Origin of the sequence: Litorivita sp. NS0012-18 (assembly GCF_040371945.1) — a bacterium.
GTDB lineage: Bacteria > Pseudomonadota > Alphaproteobacteria > Rhodobacterales > Rhodobacteraceae > Litorivita.
The window spans coordinates 1,525,214-1,540,369 of the sequence record NZ_BAABWS010000001.1 but is presented as its reverse complement, the minus strand read 5'-3'; the positions used below and the strand labels follow the sequence as shown (position 1 = coordinate 1,540,369).

Below are 15,156 nucleotides of genomic sequence, written 5' to 3'. Positions count from 1 at the left end.
TCTGGCAGCGTGATCGAGAGATTGCGCCGCCAGATACGCGCGACGGCCGTGCTATTGCGAAAGTTTTTCCAGCTCTTCGGCAATGCGCTTGGCCTCGCGCATTTTGTTGGTTTCTTCGCGGTCTTGGTCGCGCAATTCTTGCGCGACGCTCGATTTACCAAAGGCGCGGCGCAGACGGGTCATGGCTTCGTTCTTGCGCACCAAGACCTGCGCCAGTTGCATTTGCAATCCGGCGCGCGCGCGTCCGACCCATTGCCGCCAAAGCAAATCCGCACCAAGTGCACGCAGTGCCATCATATCATTTTGTGCCGCTTCCATGGCATCGCGGGCCTGCGCATCCAGATCGGCCAAGGCTTGACGCAAGCGCGCTTCCTCCGCCGCGATCTTTTGCACCTTTGCCAGTTCCACTTGGTAGAGCGCATCGGTGACTTGCACCAGATCTTCAAATTGTCCCTGCATCAGCGCCCCCATCTTGCGCGTTTGCGCATGGCTTCGGCAAAGCGGATCGCGGCGGCAACGGCGCGGAAATGCTCGGCCGCGATTTCCTGCCCGATCTCGGTCGTGGCATAAAGCGCCCGCGCGGTCGGCGGATCGGACCGGATGGGCACGGCGTTTTCATTGGCGATCTCGCGAATTTTTGCGGCAATTTCATCGACGCCTTTGGCCACGCAGACCGGCGCCGCGCCGGGCATGCGGCTCCATTTCAGGGCGACGGCATAATGGGTCGGGTTGACGATGATCACATCCGCATCGGGCACATCCTTCATCATCTGGCCCATCGCGATTTCATACCCGCGCTGGCGGCGCTGGTTTTTCATATGCGGATCGCCTTCGCTTTCCTTATGTTCGTCGCGGATTTCCTTGTTGGACATCATGTTCTTGCGGTTGTGCTCCATCTTTTGCCACAGAAAATCAATCGCCCCGATGGTGATGGCAATGAGCAGGACGACAACGAAAAACCGGCTGAACAGATCGGAGAGCATCATCGTCGCGATGCCGGGGCTGGTTTGCACGGTGCCTGCCATTTCCTCGATCCGCGCGCGCAAGAACAGGCCCAAAACCGTCGAGTAGATCAGCAGTTTGGTGAAGCTCTTGCCAAATTCAAACAGCCCGCCGCGCCCGAATTTATTCTTGGCGTTCGAGATGATGGAAATGCGGCTGAGTTTGAACTTGAGCTTGGACGGCGCGAAGGCAAAGCCGCGCTGGGCAAACAGCGCAAGCAGGGCGGCGATGGCGGGCAGGGCGAAAAGCGGCAGAACGGCGATGCCGACGGCGCTCATGATGGAGCCAAACACCGGCTGGGGCGCGCCGCCAAACATCAGCGGGGCCAGATCATGCGATTGGCTGACCAGCGTCATCAATGCATTCCCGATGCCTTCGATGATCACAGGCCCTGCGGCGACAACCGCGAGCAAAAGCCCGCCGTAGGCCGCAGCCGTAGTCAGATCCTGCGAGCGGGCGATATCGCCCTTTTTGCGCGCCTCATCGAGTTTGCGCTGCGTTGGCTCGTGGGATTTCTCTGTATCATCGTCCTGCCCGCTCATGGTGCGGCCTTGAACGGATTGGCGAGAAAGAGGTGCATGGCTTCGACCCAGACCTGCAAGATCACCGGCGAGATGATCAACAAGAGCGCCAAGGCGCCGCCGGTGATCACCGGTGCACCAACAAAGGCGACCATCAGTTGCGGCATCGCGCGGTTGATGACGCCGAGCGTGAGGTTATAGAGCACCGAAATGATGATAAAGGGCGCGGCCAAGGTGAAGGCCAGAGAGAAGGCGCGGCTGACCTGTCCGATGCCCCATTGGCTGACCACCGAGGGCACCGGAAAGGCACCGGCGGGCAGCATGTCGTAGGAAAGCGCCAAAAGCTGCACGACCCGCACATGCAGGCCGAGCATCATCGCCAAAGCCAGCCCCGCGACCATCAGGACATGACCGATGGCGGGCAAGGGTTCGGCCCCCGCACCGCCGAAAATCTGCGCCAATGAGGTCGCCTGCGCGGCCATCGATCCTGCGGTTTGCAGGGCCAGAACGAAGAGGCGCAGGCCGATGCCCAGCAGCAGCCCATTGAGCGTTTCCGTGACCACATAGCGGATCACCGAAGGCATCGCGATTGTGCCGCTTGGATCAATCGGGCCGATGATGGGCGCCAGCACCAAGGTAAAGGCAAAGGCCAGCCCGAGTTTGACCCGAACCGATACCGATTGCTCGCCAAATCCAGGCATCAAGGAGACCATCGGACCGACCCGCAGAAACACCAAGAACCCCTGCCAAAGAAGGGCCTCGGTCCATCCAAGCAGGGCGGCGGCATTTTCCATCAGGCCGAGACCACCCCAACCAAGGAGGGCCGCGCCTCAAGCCCGATTTCCTCGAACGAGAGCACCGGATTGGAGATATTCTTGGCGCTCATCACGGTGCGCAAGAACCTGCGGCGGCGGGTCGAGGTGACGATGGCGGGGAAAATGCCGCGATCGCCCGCCTCGTTGATCCGGTCGGAGACGGAATTGGCCAAGCGGTTGAACATATCAGGCGGCAGCGCCACGTCGAGCCCGCCGCGTTCGCTGTCGATCTGGTAGGTGCTGAATGTGTCTTCCCATTCGGGCGCGAGTTGGATGAGCGGGATTGTCCCGTCCTCGCGGCGCATCTGTGCGACCAGTTGGAAGCCAAGCCGTTGGCGCACATGTTCGCAAATCGCCTCGGGTTGGTGATGGATGCTGCGCGCCTCGGCTGTGGCCTCGAGGATCAGCGGAAGGTTGCGCACCGAGACCTGCTCTTCGAGCAACAGGCGCATGACCTGATGCAAGAGGTCGAGCGGCACCTTTTCGGGGATCAATTCGTCGAGCATCTTGCGATTGGCTTCGGCGCGATGGCCATCGGTGAGATTGACCATTTCGTCGAGAAGACGGCGCAGGGATTTCAACGTCAAAAGCCGCGGGAAATTCTTTTTGATGATCTCCAGAAGATGCGTGGCCAGAACCTCGGTCGGGGTCACGATGGTGACGCCCGATAGGGCGGCGGCCTCTTGGTCTTTGGGGTTTAGCCAACGCGCGGGTGCGCCGTAAACCGGCTCTTTGACATCCTCGCCCTGCGGCAGTCCGGCGCTGCCATCGGGGACGAGGGCGAGCACTTGATCGGGCGAGAGGCGCGCGCGCACCTGCTCGACGCCTTGAATGCGGATGACGTAATGGCCAGAAGGCAGACCGGGATCATCGGTGAGCCGAATTTCGGGTAAGATCAGCCCGAAGAAGGTGGCGACATGGGTGCGCATATTGGCGATCCGTGCGTCCAATCCGGTGCCAGGATCGAGCACCATATTGACCAGATCGGGGGCGAATTCGACGTGGATGTCATCGAGATTGAGCACATCCCCGAGCGGGCGATCGACGGGCAAGGCTGGCGCGTCATCGGCGGTGTCGGCGGCGGTTTCTTCGGCTTTTTGCGTTCTAAACATATAGAAGGCCGCCCCGCCCAAGACCCCCGCGCCCGCCATGAAGGGCATGAACGGCAGGCCTGGCACCAGCGCGAACAGCGCCATGAGCACGCCAACCGTGGCGAGGGCTGCGGGGTATTTTCCAAGTTGGTCAAAAAGCGCCAGATCGGTCGCGCCTTTGTCTCCGCCGCGCGCCAGCAAAAGCGCCGAGGCGATCGAGATGATCACGGCGGGAATTTGGGTGACAAGCCCGTCACCCACGGTCAAAATCGTATAGGTTTCAAAGGCATCGCCGATGGCCATGCCATGCACCGCGACCCCCATGATCAGGCCCATCACGAGGTTGAGCATGGTGATCAACAGGCCCGCGACCGCGTCACCTTTGACAAATTTCGACGCCCCGTCGAGCGAGCCGAAGAAGGTGGTCTCCATCTGCTCCAATTCGCGGCGCGCCTTGGCTTCGGCATGGTCGATGGCACCGGCGGACATGTCGCTGTCGATGGCGAGCTGCTTGCCGGGCATCCCGTCGAGAGCAAAGCGCGCGCCGACTTCGGCCATCCGCGCCGCGCCTTTGGTGATGACCATGAAATTCACGATGAGCAGCACGCCAAAGACCACAAGGCCCAAGAAGACGCTGCCCGACATGACGAAATTGGCAAAGCCCTCGATCACATCGCCCGCCGCGCCGGTGCCCGTATGGCCCTGTCCGATGATCAGCTTGGTCGAGGAGACGTTGAGCGACAGGCGCAGCATCAGCGAGGCCAGAAGGATCGTCGGGAAGGCCGAAAAATCCAAGGGCCTCTCGATGAAGAGTGTCACGGTAAAAATCAAAATTGCCAAGGCGAAAGAGGCCGCCAGCCCAATATCAAGCACAAAGGCGGGCATCGGCAGGATCATCATCACGATGATCGCCATCAAGGCCAGCGCCAGCAAGATCGTGGGTTGGAAAATCGTACGCAAAGTCAAAGGCGGCATGATTTATCCTTCGGGTGTGGGCGGAGCAAAGAGGCTCGATCCGCCGCGTGAGATGGGCACCAAGGAGCCAAGCCCTCCCGTCGCGCCGGATTGCAAAAGCGGAAAATTGTTCGGACCGCGCGGTTTTTGACGCCGCACGGGCGAGGCATCGGCAATGGCAACGGGGGCGGGGTCCACCCGCGTCTCGCGCGGTTGAAATTCGCCGACATCGGGCGGCGTATTGGTCATGGCCGCACGGAATTTCTCGAAGCGTGCCTTATATTTGTTGGCATATTTCGGCGTGCGCGAGTGATAGGCTCCCGCGGCATTGGTCCAGCTTCCGGTCTCTTGATACAGCTCGCGCAGGAATTTGGCCGCGTAGCGCGCGTTGGCCATCGGCTCGAACATCTCTTCGATGGAGCTGAAATTCTTGTGGTGCCATTTGTAGTTGATTTGAAAGCAGCCGACATCAAAGCTGCGCGCGCCGCGCTTGAAGTGGCGAAACACATAGGCGCGCGCTTCGTCTTCATTGTCGAACCATTTGCCGGTGCCCTCCATATTCACGGTCCATGGCCAAGGGCGGATTTTGCCGCCGCGCTTATGGCCGGTTTCGGTGCGTGTGATGGCTTGCAGCACCGAGACGGGAACACCCGATTCGCGGCTGACGGTTTTGGCGGCGGCATCACAAATCGCCGCGACGTCGTTGGACGCACGCGCGATTTGCGGCGCGGCCATAAGCGATAGAACACCTAGCGCCAGCAGGGCAAAGCGCGCCGCAAAGCCGCAGGAGCGGCGAAAGATATGGGAGGGAAAATGCGCCACCGTTACATACGGGGCGCGGGCCTGAACTGATGACATTCTACCATCCTTGATGCGCGTTTTGCTGCTCAAGGTTCACGATAGGCGCGGGGTCTTACCAATCGGTAACGAGGCGCGATGAATCTCGCGTCAATCACGTCGAAGTGTCGGATTTCTTGTGGATTATTCTGCGCGCGCGTTGTCGACGCGCAGATCGTCGAGCAACCCGTCAAGAAGCGCGCGCGCGTCTGCGCTTTGCTCCAAAAGCGCGCGGTTGCGGGCCAAGACGCCTTGGGGTTCGGATTGTTGCGCTGGGGGCGGGGCATCGGCCGCGACCATGAGCGCGGCGGCCTCTGCCATCGGGCCCTCGGCCACGGTTTGCACGCTGTCCCATGATCCGGCGAGCCAGGCTTGCCGTTTGGCTTGCTCCGGATCGTCGAGGGCCAGAAAGGCTTCTGTCGCGGCGGCATGATCGCCGGTCAGGGCGCGGGCTTGCGCACGAATTTCGTCTGCATCTGCACCGTCAAGCCCGATAACATCTGCTTCGGCGCGCAGAGGGCGGCCATCCAAGAGCGCGGCGCGGGCACGCAAAATCCGGCGCTCGCGTCCGGCTGGGCCATCGGCGCTGGGCTCCAAGAACCGGTCTGCGGGGGCGGCAAAGCCAAGGGCGATAAGCCGCCGTGCCGCGCTGTTGGCCACCTCTGGCGTGAGTTCTGCGATGTGGTCAAATTGTTGCGCCACCGCGATTTCCAAGAAGGTCATATCTGCGGCTTTTTGAGTCAAGATGCCGACAGCCTGCGAGCGCACAGCGTGGTAAGCTTCGGGCGCGGCCCCCGACTTGAATTGTCGCAACTGTTTGAAAGCCTCGTGGAATTTACCCGCATCCGCCAAAGCCAAAGTATTGACGCGGAGCAGCCCGTCCCCCAAGGCGGTTTCGCGTTGCTCGAAGGCATAGGCCCCCGCAAGGTCGGCCATTTCGGGCGAGATTTGCTCACCGCGTGCCAATTTGGTGTCGATCAGTTTGACGAGGGCTTCGGGCGATTGCTCGGTGTTGGACGAAACCACGGTGTCGAGAGTTTTCTCCGCAGGCTCCACCTCGCCTTTGGCCAGTTCCAACTCGGCGCGCGCCATATGGGCCTTGGCATCGGGCGCATCGGTCCCTCGCTCCAAAAGGCGCAGGACCTGCTCGGCCTCATCCTTCATACCTGCGGCCAAGAACCGTTGGCTGAGCATTGGGCCGAGGTGGACGCGCAGGTGCAGCGGCAGGCCCGAAAACGTGCGCAGCGCAGCGGAGACATCGGGGCCGGCCGCCGCGGGCAGTGCCTCATGGGCGAGAATGGCCCAAAGCGCGACGGGTGTGTCGCATTGCATCTGGCTGTGGATCAGGCCGAGACTCGGATCAAATCCGCGCTCCATGATCTGCGCGAGGGTATGGTAAACGCTGGTTTCTTTGGCCTTGGGGTCCAACATTTGCGCCGCAGCGAGAGCTTCGGCGCCAAATCCGTAGTGAAGGTAGAGGCGGACCAGATCACCGGCGGCCTTCGGGTCGGGTTTGTCAAACTCGCCAAGCAAGCGCGCGCGCACTTTGCCAACCGCGCGGCCAAAAGTGATCTCCGGATCGCCCCATTTGCCGATGTCGATATCCCCGCCGTCGAGGCATTTTTGTCCGTTTTTCGCCAAGGGCAATTCACCAATCATCCGCATCAAATCGCGATCGACGCTGGTTTCGGCCTTGAGGTTGATATGGTTCATGGCTTCTTGCAGCGCTTCTTCCGCGCTCATGGGCGCGTCATGGGGGTTTTGACCCGCCTCGCCCTGTGCGTCTTGCCCCGCGGCACCATTCTGGCCGCTCGGGCGCAGGGCGCTTGTGGTGGTTTTGCGCGGCACCAAAAGGCCCTGTGTGGCGGCGCGGCTGATCTGCTCAATCAAGCGATCTTGCGCCTCTTGGACCCGCTGCAACCGGCCAAGGTCTTCCTCGCGCATGGTTGTATATTGATCTGCCGAATTTTGGGTCTCGCTTGGCTCGGGGCGAAGCGGGACGGCAGGTTCTTCGACTTCGCCCATCGAGATGCCAAAGCCCAGACGAAATGGCGTTTGCACCGCAGCGGTGTCGAGCGGGAAGTATTCCAAAGACGGACGGCGTGTCTCTCGGGTGCCCTCGCGCGGAGTTTGAGCCTGCGCGGCGGCTTCGGCGGCGGCAACAGTGGGGGCGGCGGGCGGCGGCGGCGCAGCGTTGGGGGCGCCGTTGGAGATATCAAGCACCAGATACCGGCGTCCGACATAATAGCCCTCGATCGGGCAGTCACAGGCAAGATCCAGCCGGACCCCGCTCTCGCCCTCAATCGGGCGCAACGCCGTGATCCGGCTGCGCGGAATTTTGTCAAAGGCTTGCGCGGTGTTGAAGGTGAGCCCGTCGCGCTCGAAACGCAAAATGCGGCTGTCGCCCATTTTCTCCAGACGCCATTCGGTGGCGTCGGGAAGATAGAAGACCAGTCGTGTGAAATCCGCATGCTCGCCGCCAAGCACGTTGACCCGCTGCGCGGCAGCGGGCAAGGCGCCAAGCGCCAAGAGCAAGAGTGCAAATCCGATCCGGATCATGCTGCCTCCGATTTGAGCGCCTTAAGGGCTTCTTCAAGTTCCGAAAAGCTCGGGCGGCAATGGGACGGTGTGTTCTGGCGCCCGACTTCGATGCAAATATTGGTCGCATGGTTGTGCAGGTTGGCGACGAGAACCTCGCGGATCAACTGATAGAAATGTCCGTCTTCTTCGACCACGTCTTTCACCTTGGTGGCAAACGGCCCTACGATACCGTATGCAAGAAACACCCCCAAGAATGTGCCGACGAGCGCGCCGCCGATCATCTTGCCCAAGACCTCGGGCGGCTGGTCGATCGACGCCATGGTTTTAATCACACCCAAAACCGCCGCAACAATCCCGAGCGCGGGCAGACCGTCGGCCATCACCTGCAAGGCATGCGAGCCGTGCAGCGCGTGGTGCAGGTTTGCCTCCATCCGCTTTTCGAGCACTTCTTCGACCTGATGCGGGTCGTCATAATTCATCGAGGCCGAGCGCAGCGTGTCACAGATCAGGTTCACCGCTTCGGCGTCACTCATGATCTTGGTGTATTTGGAAAAGATCGACGAGCTTTCGGGGTCTTCGATATGTTCTTCGATGGCGACAGGGTTTTGCCGCGCCAGACGGATCAATTCGAAGAGCAGGCAAAGAAGATCTCGGTAATCGTCATGTTTCCATTTCGGGCCTTTAAAGACCTTACCGACATCCTTCATCGTATGTTTGATGCCGCCGATATCGTTGCTGATGAAAAATGCACCGATCGCCGCGCCGCCGATCATCATCAATTCGAACGGCAGCGCTTTGATGATGATCCCCATCTTGCCGCCGGCAAGAATATATCCGCCGAAGACCATCGCGAAAATGACGCCGATGCCAATGATACCGAACATGCTGGTGCTCCACCCGATTTTGGTTTGATCCGACTGTGACAGCCGAGCGTTAAGAAAGCCTCTGCGCCGTGCAGATTTTTACTGTTTTGGCACGTTGGCGTTGCGACCGGCGAGCACGACGCTGATCGTATAGGCGGCGGTGGGGGATAGTCCGGTCATGATACCTGCGGCGGCGTCGGGACGCATGCGTGCCAAGAATCCCGCTGCAAAATCAGGGTCCATTTCCTCAAACAAAGCGGCAGCATCTTTGGGCTTCATGTTCTCATAGACGGCTGTGAGTGTGGTGATATCGGTTTCTGCGGCGCTATCGGCAAGTGCCAAAGTCTCGCGCAGAGCGGCCTCCGCAGCGGTCAGTTCTGCCATTTTGTTCGCGATTTGCTCGTCGGCAACGGCCAGCGCTTGCATCCGCTCTTGCATCTGCGCTTCGCGGGTTTTCAATCGCTCTTCGCGGGTTTGGAAGAGTTTGAGCATCTCGGCCATATCCGGCGACGGCGCACATCCCTCGGCAGGGGTCGCAGCGAGGGTGTCGCTCGTTGGCGCGTCTTTCTTGTTCTCAACGGCAAAGGCCTTGCCCGCGTCGCCACCGATACGAATCATGGCTGATCCGATCAGCAGGCTGGCGATGATCAATAGCGTGCCGCGACCGGTGCGCCGACGTTTGCGCGCTTTGGGCTTGGCGCCTGCTTTAGGCGCGGTTTTGGCCGCTGCTTTTGCGGCTTTCTTGGACGCGCGCATTCTTAGCGCCCTCCGGCAGCGGCGGAATGGCGCATAAAGACCGGCTCGGCGGGTTGCTCTGGCGCGGAGGCCGCGGCGGGTTGCAGGGGCGTGGGTTCAGATGCGGTGAATTGCGGCTCGGGCACGGGCTGCGGGACCGGCTGGGGCGCCGGTTGTGGGGCTGCGGCGGGCTGCATCTGTTGCGGAGCGGGTTGCGGGGCAGCGGGGCGCACCGCGGGATCGGGCAGGTCATGCATGGAGGCGACCAAGAGTTCCAATCGTTTGGCCACCCCCTCGGCGCGATCCGTCAACCCGTCGAGCGAGCGGGTCGAAGCCACGGCGGTTTGTTGGGCAGCGGCGAGGGTTTTGGTCAAATCATCGACCTGCGCCGACAGCACCGCCACCGCGCCGCCAACGCCGGTTTCCAGATCGTTGAAGCGGCTCAGCCGCCGCGCCAGAACAAAGCAATAGAGGCCCGCGCCAAGCGCGCCGGTCACCAGCAGGATATCTGCAATCATCTCCATAAGTGTCACCCTTCTAGTTGACGACGAATTCCATAATCAAAAGATCGTTCACGCGGCCTTCGCCTGTGACGATCTGAACACGGCGCAGCATTTGTGCCCGCAAGCGCACCAAGGCAGAGGGGTCGGTCAGATCACCGGTCTCCAAAGCCCGCAGGTAGCTGTTGAGCACGTCCACGACGCGCGGCAGGAGCGTTTCTACGTCCGCCTGGTATTTGCTTGGCACTTCAAGCTGTGCGCGAAAGCGCAAGTGGTGGTTTTCCGAACGGCCGCTCAGAGAGATCACCAAGGGCTCGACCGCGACAAATGCCACATCCGGCAGGGCTTCGGCCGGCGTTTCTTCTTCTGCGTGGGCCTCTTCTTCGGCCTGCGTGTCGCCGCCGAGAATCATGCCTGACGAGACGGCGAAGAAGCCGCCGCCGCCGCCCGCCAATGCCAGTACCAACCCAATAATCAAAGGCATTTTGGAAGATTTTTTCGGCGCGTCTTCATCGCCTTCTGCGGGTGTTTCTGTCTCGGCCATGCTGTTTTCCTGCATTTCTCAATAATCCTCGTATAGCCGCTCAGGGACTAACCGATTGTTAAGTCTGATCGGCGAAACATGAGAACACGTCCGGTCAGAAGGCCGACGGCATAGGAGGCAAAGAATTGCAGCAACTCATCAACGTATGGTCCGCCCTAGATACGCGCCGCCGCATGACAGTGATCTTGGCGACTGTGGCGATGTTTGCTGCGGTCTTGTTCCTGTCCCGTATGGCCGCGGCGCCCAGCATGACCTTGCTCTATGCGGGCCTTGAAAGCGGGCCGGCGGGCGAGGTTGTCCGCTCTTTGGAGCAGCGCGGAGTGATCTACGAAGTGCGCGGCGGAGCGATTTTTGTCGAATCAGGGCAGCGCGACGAATTGCGTATGACATTGGCCAGCGAAGGCCTTCCGACGCAATCGAGCCAAGGCTATGAGTTGCTCGACGGGCTGTCGGGTTTTGGAACCACATCGCAAATGTTTGACGCCGCCTATTGGCGCGCGAAAGAGGGCGAATTGGCCCGCACGATTGTGTCCAGCCCGCATATTTCAAATGCGCGGGTGCATTTGGCAAATGCCGGATCCAACCCGTTCCAACGCGATGTGCGCCAGACCGCTTCGGTTTCGGTCACCGCTTCGGGCGGACCGATTTCCGCCAGCCACGCGCGGGCGCTGAAATATCTTGTCGCTTCGGCGGTCGCGGGCCTGTCGCCTGAGGATGTTTCGGTCATTGATGGCAGCGGCGCGTTGATCGGTGCCGCCGAAGATGCCGCGCCGCAAAATGTTGGCGAAGACCGCGCGGAGATGTTGCGCGAGCGGGTGCAACGCCTTTTGGAAGCGCGCGTGGGCTTCGGCAATGCCGTGGTCGAGGTGAGCGTCGATACCGTCACCGAGAGCGAATCAATCTCCGAGCACCGTTTTGATCCGGAAAGCCGTGTCGCAATCAGCACCGATACTGAAGAACGCTCGAACACCTCCAAGGATCAAGGCGGCGGCGATGTCACCGTGGCGTCCAACTTGCCCGAAGGCGACGGCGCGGGCACGGACAGCTCGCAAAGCCAGAACAGCGAGACGCGCGAACGGGTCAATTACGAGGTTTCCGAAACGCGCCGCGAGATCGTGCGGCAACCCGGAGCGGTGAAGCGCCTGACCTTGGCGGTCTTGGTCAACGGCACCAAAGGCACCGATGATGCCGGCGCCGAGGTGTTTATCCCGCGCCCTGATGCGGAGTTGGACGCCCTGCGCGAGCTGGTCTCTGCGGCAGTGGGTTTTGACCCCGAGCGCGGCGATGTCATCACGATGAAATCGATGGAGTTCGAGCCGCTTGTGCCCGCAGGCACCGAAAGCTCGGTTTCCTTCCTCGATAAGATGAACCTCGACATCATGTCGATCATTCAGATGGCGGTTCTGGCCATTGTGGCGCTGATCCTTGGTCTGTTTGTGATCAAGCCGGTCCTGTCACGTGAAGCCGAAGGGGCGAGTGCCGCCTTGCCCCCGCCGAGCGACGCCGACGAGGGCGCAATGTCGCCTTTGACCGGCGAGATCGATGACGGCGACTTCGAAATTCCCTCTTTGGCGACGATGTCGGAGTTCGACGACGGCGGTCTGCCGGATCTGGGGGATTTCGGTGGCGGAGGGATGAGCAACGATGATCCCGTCACACGGCTGCGCAATATGATTGGCGAGCGCCAAGAAGAGACCGTTGAAATTCTACGCAGCTGGCTCGAAGACAAAGAGGAGAATGCATAATGTCGATTTCGCATTTGCTTGAGGACTTCGGAAACAAATCTGCCAGCCGCTCTTCTATTGCGATGACGGATGTTTCGCTCGAAGAACAACGGCTTGAATCTTTCGAGCAGGGGTATAAGGCGGGGTGGGATGATGCGCTCAAGGCGCAAAACAACACCGCCGTTCAGATCTCCGAAGAGTTTGCCCGCAATCTGCAAGACCTGTCCTTCACCTACCGCGAAGCCTACGCGCATATCCTCAAATCGATGAACCCGCTTCTGAGCCAGATCGTCGAAACGGTTCTGCCGGAAATGGCACAGCAAACCTTGGGGCTGCGGGTGATCGAGCAATTGCAAGAGATGGTGAAAGCGACGGGCGATACCGGCATCGAAGTGCGCGTGTCGTCTGCAAATCAACCGGCTGTTGCAGGCTTGCTCAAGCAAGAGTTCGGGTTTCCCGTGGCCATCACAGAGGACGCCTCCCTGTCCGAAACACAGGCCTTGTTGAAATTCGACGAGACCGAAAAGCAAATCGACCTTGGCGAGGTCCTGTCCGCGATCGGGCAGGCCGTGTCGGGCTTCTTCCACGAACATCAAAAGGAGGTCGTCAATGGATGACGCCAGCGAGGCGCCGAAGACCGGCGCAACGGATCTTTCCAGCCCCTTCACCTCGGTCCCGATCGAGATCACGATTTCCGTTGGCAAGGCGCGGCCGTTGATCCGCGATCTGCTCAAGATGGGCGCCAATGCCGTGCTGCCGCTTGACAGCCGCGTCGAGGATCCGGTCGAGCTTTTCGTCGGGGACCGGCTTATTGCCCGCGGCGAGCTTGAGGAACTGGAAGGCGATCAGGCAGGGCAATTGGCGGTGCGTTTGACCGAAGTTGCGGATCTGCAGAACGGATTGTAATGACCCAAGCCCCTTTCAGGAGTCCAGAAGGACTCTGGCGGGCCGCAGTGATCGCGGCCAGCCTTCTGGCCCTTACCGCCGCCCCTGCCGCCGCGCAGGAAATTTCGCTCAACCTTGGCGATGGCGGATCGGTGAGCGCGCGCTCGATCCAGTTGATCGTATTGATCACGGTGCTCAGCCTCGCACCGGGATTGGCGATTATGGTGACCTGTTTTCCGTTTTTGGTCACCGTCCTGTCGATCCTGCGCCAAGCCATCGGCCTACAGCAATCCCCGCCAAATATGCTGATCATCTCTTTGGCGCTCTTCTTGACCTATTTCGTGATGGAGCCGGTTTTCACCGCCGCGTGGGAAACCGGCATTGACCCGCTGCTCAACGAGCAGATCGAGGTCGAGGAGGCCTTTACCCGCACTCTGGCCCCATTCCGCACCTTCATGTCGGCGCGCCTGGACGGCGATACGTTTTCGGCAATGGCATCCTTGCGCCCGGGCGGTGACGAGATCGTCGCGGGGCCGGATGCGCCACTGTCGGTCCTTGTGCCCAGCTTTTTGCTCTCGGAAATTTCGCGCGCCTTCCAGATCGGGTTTTTGGTGTTTTTGCCCTTCTTGATCATCGATCTTGTCGTCGCCGCGGTGCTCATGTCGATGGGGATGATGATGGTGCCGCCCGCGATTGTCTCTTTGCCGTTCAAATTGGCTTTCTTTGTCATCGCGGATGGGTGGAGCCTTATCGCCAGTGCCTTGGTGCGCAGCTACTTCTAGATCGCGACCTTTGGTTTCACGCCTTCAAAGCGCCGCCTCACATCGTGAGAGCGGCGTTTTGCGTGGGTGGTCTTTGTGGCTGGCGGGACTTTTCGCGCAGCCCCTCCCTCGGATCGGCGCGATGACATGCGGCTCATCTGATCGGTGTTGAGATGACACGGGGGCAAATACAATGCGGCCCCCTTGGATAAACAAGAGGGCCGCGAGTTGGTGGTGCGAGGGATGAGATTCTGCCGGTGGCTAGCGCACGATGAACTCGGCATGCAGCGCGCCGGCGGCTTTGATGCTCTTGAGGATATCGATCATGTCTCGCGGTGAGACCCCAAGCGCGTTCAGGCCCGAGATGACTTCGGAGAGCGAGGTTCCAGGCCGCACTTCGGCCAATCCGATGCCTGGCTCTTCTTGAATTTGCGCATCCGTGCGCGGCACCACAACGGTTTGCCCGTCCGAGAAAGGGTTAGGCTGCACCACGATGGGTTTTTCTTCGATCTTGAGCGTCAGGTTGCCTTGGGACACTGCAACGCGGCTGATGCGCACATCGGCGCCCATCACGATAGTGCCTGAGGCTTGATCCACCACCACCCGTGCTTTGCGCTCCGGCTCGACAAGAATGTTCTCAACGCGGCCAAGCGCGTGGGCGGGCGAAGGCATGCGCGTGGCGGTGATATCAAGGCGCACGGTGCCGGCGTCCAGCATCACCGCAACGCCCCGCCCGAAATCGCGGTTGATGGCTTTTTCAATACGCCCTGCGGTGGTGAAATCCGGCTCGCGCAACGCAAGGCGCAGCGAATTGAGCGCGGTGAAGTCGAAAGCGATCTCGCGCTCGACCCGTGCGCCCGAGGGGATCACCCCTGCGGTGGGCACGCCTTGCACCACACCGCCTGCGTCGCCCTGTGCGGACACACCGCCCGCGATGATCGTGCCTTGGGCTACGGCATAAATTTGACCGTCCGCGGCGTTGAGCGGGGTCATGACCAAAGTGCCGCCAAGCAGGCTTTTGGCGTCACCGATGGCCGACACGGTGATGTCGATGCTGCTGCCCGCGCGGGAAAAGGGCGGCAGGCTGGCCGTGACCAAGACCGCCGCGACGTTTTTTGGGCGAAATTGCTCACCGGTGACATTGACGCCAAGCCGTTCGAGAATGTTGGACATGATCTCTTCGGTAAAGGGCGCATTGCGCAATCCGTCGCCGGTGCCGTTGAGGCCAACAACAAGGCCGTAACCGACAAGATCATTGCCGCGCACCCCGTCAAATTCCACCAGATCCTTGATGCGGATCGGGCTGGCCGAGGCGAGCGTCGCGGTAAGGCCCGCGATCAGGGTCAGCGGGGCGAGCAGGCGCAAAAGGGCTTTGAGGTTCAT

At 60.7% G+C, this 15,156-nt stretch carries 15 protein-coding genes; 4 read left to right on the top strand and 11 right to left on the bottom strand.

Features of this window, described 5'->3' with window-relative positions; translation table 11 throughout:
- Positions 1-51: 51 nt before the first annotated feature.
- From ABWV64_RS07415 to ABWV64_RS07370, 10 genes are all read right to left on the bottom strand, one after another.
- A complete protein-coding gene (locus ABWV64_RS07415) occupies positions 52-459 on the bottom strand; it encodes a hypothetical protein (RefSeq protein WP_353343619.1) in 408 nt (135 codons plus the stop codon).
- Entirely contained in the window at positions 459-1,544 is a 1,086-nt protein-coding gene (locus tag ABWV64_RS07410) for an EscU/YscU/HrcU family type III secretion system export apparatus switch protein (protein ID WP_353343617.1), read from the bottom strand. The genes ABWV64_RS07415 and ABWV64_RS07410 overlap by 1 nt, the downstream gene beginning before the upstream one ends.
- Entirely contained in the window at positions 1,541-2,317 is a 777-nt protein-coding gene (locus ABWV64_RS07405; protein ID WP_353343615.1) for a flagellar biosynthetic protein FliR, read from the bottom strand. The genes ABWV64_RS07410 and ABWV64_RS07405 overlap by 4 nt, the downstream gene beginning before the upstream one ends.
- On the bottom strand, positions 2,317-4,404 hold the full coding sequence (flhA, locus tag ABWV64_RS07400) for a flagellar biosynthesis protein FlhA (RefSeq protein WP_353343613.1): 2,088 nt from the start codon (positions 4,402-4,404) through the stop codon (positions 2,317-2,319). The genes ABWV64_RS07405 and flhA overlap by 1 nt, the downstream gene beginning before the upstream one ends.
- A gap of 3 nt (positions 4,405-4,407) precedes the next feature.
- Positions 4,408-5,241, bottom strand: coding sequence for a transglycosylase SLT domain-containing protein (locus ABWV64_RS07395; protein WP_353343612.1), 834 nt, complete (start codon positions 5,239-5,241; stop codon positions 4,408-4,410).
- Positions 5,242-5,364: 123 nt separating this feature from the next.
- Positions 5,365-7,779, bottom strand: a complete 2,415-nt coding sequence (locus tag ABWV64_RS07390; RefSeq protein ID WP_353343611.1) for a hypothetical protein — start codon at positions 7,777-7,779, stop codon at positions 5,365-5,367.
- On the bottom strand, positions 7,776-8,645 hold the full coding sequence (motA, locus tag ABWV64_RS07385) for a flagellar motor stator protein MotA (protein ID WP_353343610.1): 870 nt from the start codon (positions 8,643-8,645) through the stop codon (positions 7,776-7,778). The genes ABWV64_RS07390 and motA overlap by 4 nt, the downstream gene beginning before the upstream one ends.
- 78 nt (positions 8,646-8,723) lie before the next feature.
- Complete coding sequence (locus tag ABWV64_RS07380) at positions 8,724-9,380, bottom strand: MotE family protein (protein WP_353343609.1); 657 nt, start codon at positions 9,378-9,380, stop codon at positions 8,724-8,726.
- A 2-nt stretch (positions 9,381-9,382) separates the two neighbouring features.
- Positions 9,383-9,883 (bottom strand): hypothetical protein, encoded by a 501-nt coding sequence (locus tag ABWV64_RS07375; protein ID WP_353343608.1) that lies wholly within the window; start codon positions 9,881-9,883, stop codon positions 9,383-9,385.
- A gap of 13 nt (positions 9,884-9,896) precedes the next feature.
- Entirely contained in the window at positions 9,897-10,403 is a 507-nt protein-coding gene (locus ABWV64_RS07370) for a flagellar basal body-associated FliL family protein (RefSeq protein ID WP_353343607.1), read from the bottom strand.
- Between the two features lie 125 nt (positions 10,404-10,528).
- Between ABWV64_RS07370 and fliF the strand changes: the two genes are divergently transcribed.
- From fliF to fliP, 4 genes are read left to right on the top strand one after another with little or no spacing between them, the layout of a single operon-like run.
- The gene (fliF, locus tag ABWV64_RS07365; protein ID WP_353343606.1) at positions 10,529-12,148 is read left to right on the top strand and encodes a flagellar basal-body MS-ring/collar protein FliF; all 1,620 of its coding nucleotides are present in this window, start codon (positions 10,529-10,531) and stop codon (positions 12,146-12,148) included.
- Entirely contained in the window at positions 12,148-12,744 is a 597-nt protein-coding gene (locus ABWV64_RS07360) for a FliH/SctL family protein (protein WP_353343605.1), read from the top strand. Before fliF ends, ABWV64_RS07360 begins: the two co-directional genes overlap by 1 nt.
- The gene (locus tag ABWV64_RS07355; protein WP_353343604.1) at positions 12,737-13,033 is read left to right on the top strand and encodes a FliM/FliN family flagellar motor switch protein; all 297 of its coding nucleotides are present in this window, start codon (positions 12,737-12,739) and stop codon (positions 13,031-13,033) included. The genes ABWV64_RS07360 and ABWV64_RS07355 overlap by 8 nt, the downstream gene beginning before the upstream one ends.
- Positions 13,033-13,794 (top strand): flagellar type III secretion system pore protein FliP, encoded by a 762-nt coding sequence (gene fliP / locus ABWV64_RS07350; RefSeq protein ID WP_353343603.1) that lies wholly within the window; start codon positions 13,033-13,035, stop codon positions 13,792-13,794. Before ABWV64_RS07355 ends, fliP begins: the two co-directional genes overlap by 1 nt.
- Positions 13,795-14,034: 240 nt before the next feature.
- Here the strand turns inward: fliP and ABWV64_RS07345 are convergent, their stop codons facing one another.
- Positions 14,035-15,156, bottom strand: coding sequence for a flagellar basal body P-ring protein FlgI (locus tag ABWV64_RS07345; protein ID WP_353344562.1), 1,122 nt, complete (start codon positions 15,154-15,156; stop codon positions 14,035-14,037).

Bases quoted from the DNA above. Each gene is read 5' to 3' on its own strand.
- ABWV64_RS07415 (WP_353343619.1), bottom strand. From the start codon at position 459: ATGCAGGGACAATTTGAAGATCTGGTGCAAGTCACCGATGCGCTCTAC.
- ABWV64_RS07410 (WP_353343617.1), bottom strand. From the start codon at position 1,544: ATGAGCGGGCAGGACGATGATACAGAGAAATCCCACGAGCCAACGCAG.
- ABWV64_RS07405 (WP_353343615.1), bottom strand. From the start codon at position 2,317: ATGGAAAATGCCGCCGCCCTGCTTGGATGGACCGAGGCCCTTCTTTGG.
- flhA (WP_353343613.1), bottom strand. From the start codon at position 4,404: ATGCCGCCTTTGACTTTGCGTACGATTTTCCAACCCACGATCTTGCTG.
- ABWV64_RS07395 (WP_353343612.1), bottom strand. From the start codon at position 5,241: ATGTCATCAGTTCAGGCCCGCGCCCCGTATGTAACGGTGGCGCATTTT.
- ABWV64_RS07390 (WP_353343611.1), bottom strand. From the start codon at position 7,779: ATGATCCGGATCGGATTTGCACTCTTGCTCTTGGCGCTTGGCGCCTTG.
- motA (WP_353343610.1), bottom strand. From the start codon at position 8,645: ATGTTCGGTATCATTGGCATCGGCGTCATTTTCGCGATGGTCTTCGGC.
- ABWV64_RS07380 (WP_353343609.1), bottom strand. From the start codon at position 9,380: ATGCGCGCGTCCAAGAAAGCCGCAAAAGCAGCGGCCAAAACCGCGCCT.
- ABWV64_RS07375 (WP_353343608.1), bottom strand. From the start codon at position 9,883: ATGGAGATGATTGCAGATATCCTGCTGGTGACCGGCGCGCTTGGCGCG.
- ABWV64_RS07370 (WP_353343607.1), bottom strand. From the start codon at position 10,403: ATGGCCGAGACAGAAACACCCGCAGAAGGCGATGAAGACGCGCCGAAA.
- ABWV64_RS07360 (WP_353343605.1), top strand. From the start codon at position 12,148: ATGTCGATTTCGCATTTGCTTGAGGACTTCGGAAACAAATCTGCCAGC.
- ABWV64_RS07355 (WP_353343604.1), top strand. From the start codon at position 12,737: ATGGATGACGCCAGCGAGGCGCCGAAGACCGGCGCAACGGATCTTTCC.
- fliP (WP_353343603.1), top strand. From the start codon at position 13,033: ATGACCCAAGCCCCTTTCAGGAGTCCAGAAGGACTCTGGCGGGCCGCA.
- ABWV64_RS07345 (WP_353344562.1), bottom strand. From the start codon at position 15,156: ATGAACCTCAAAGCCCTTTTGCGCCTGCTCGCCCCGCTGACCCTGATC.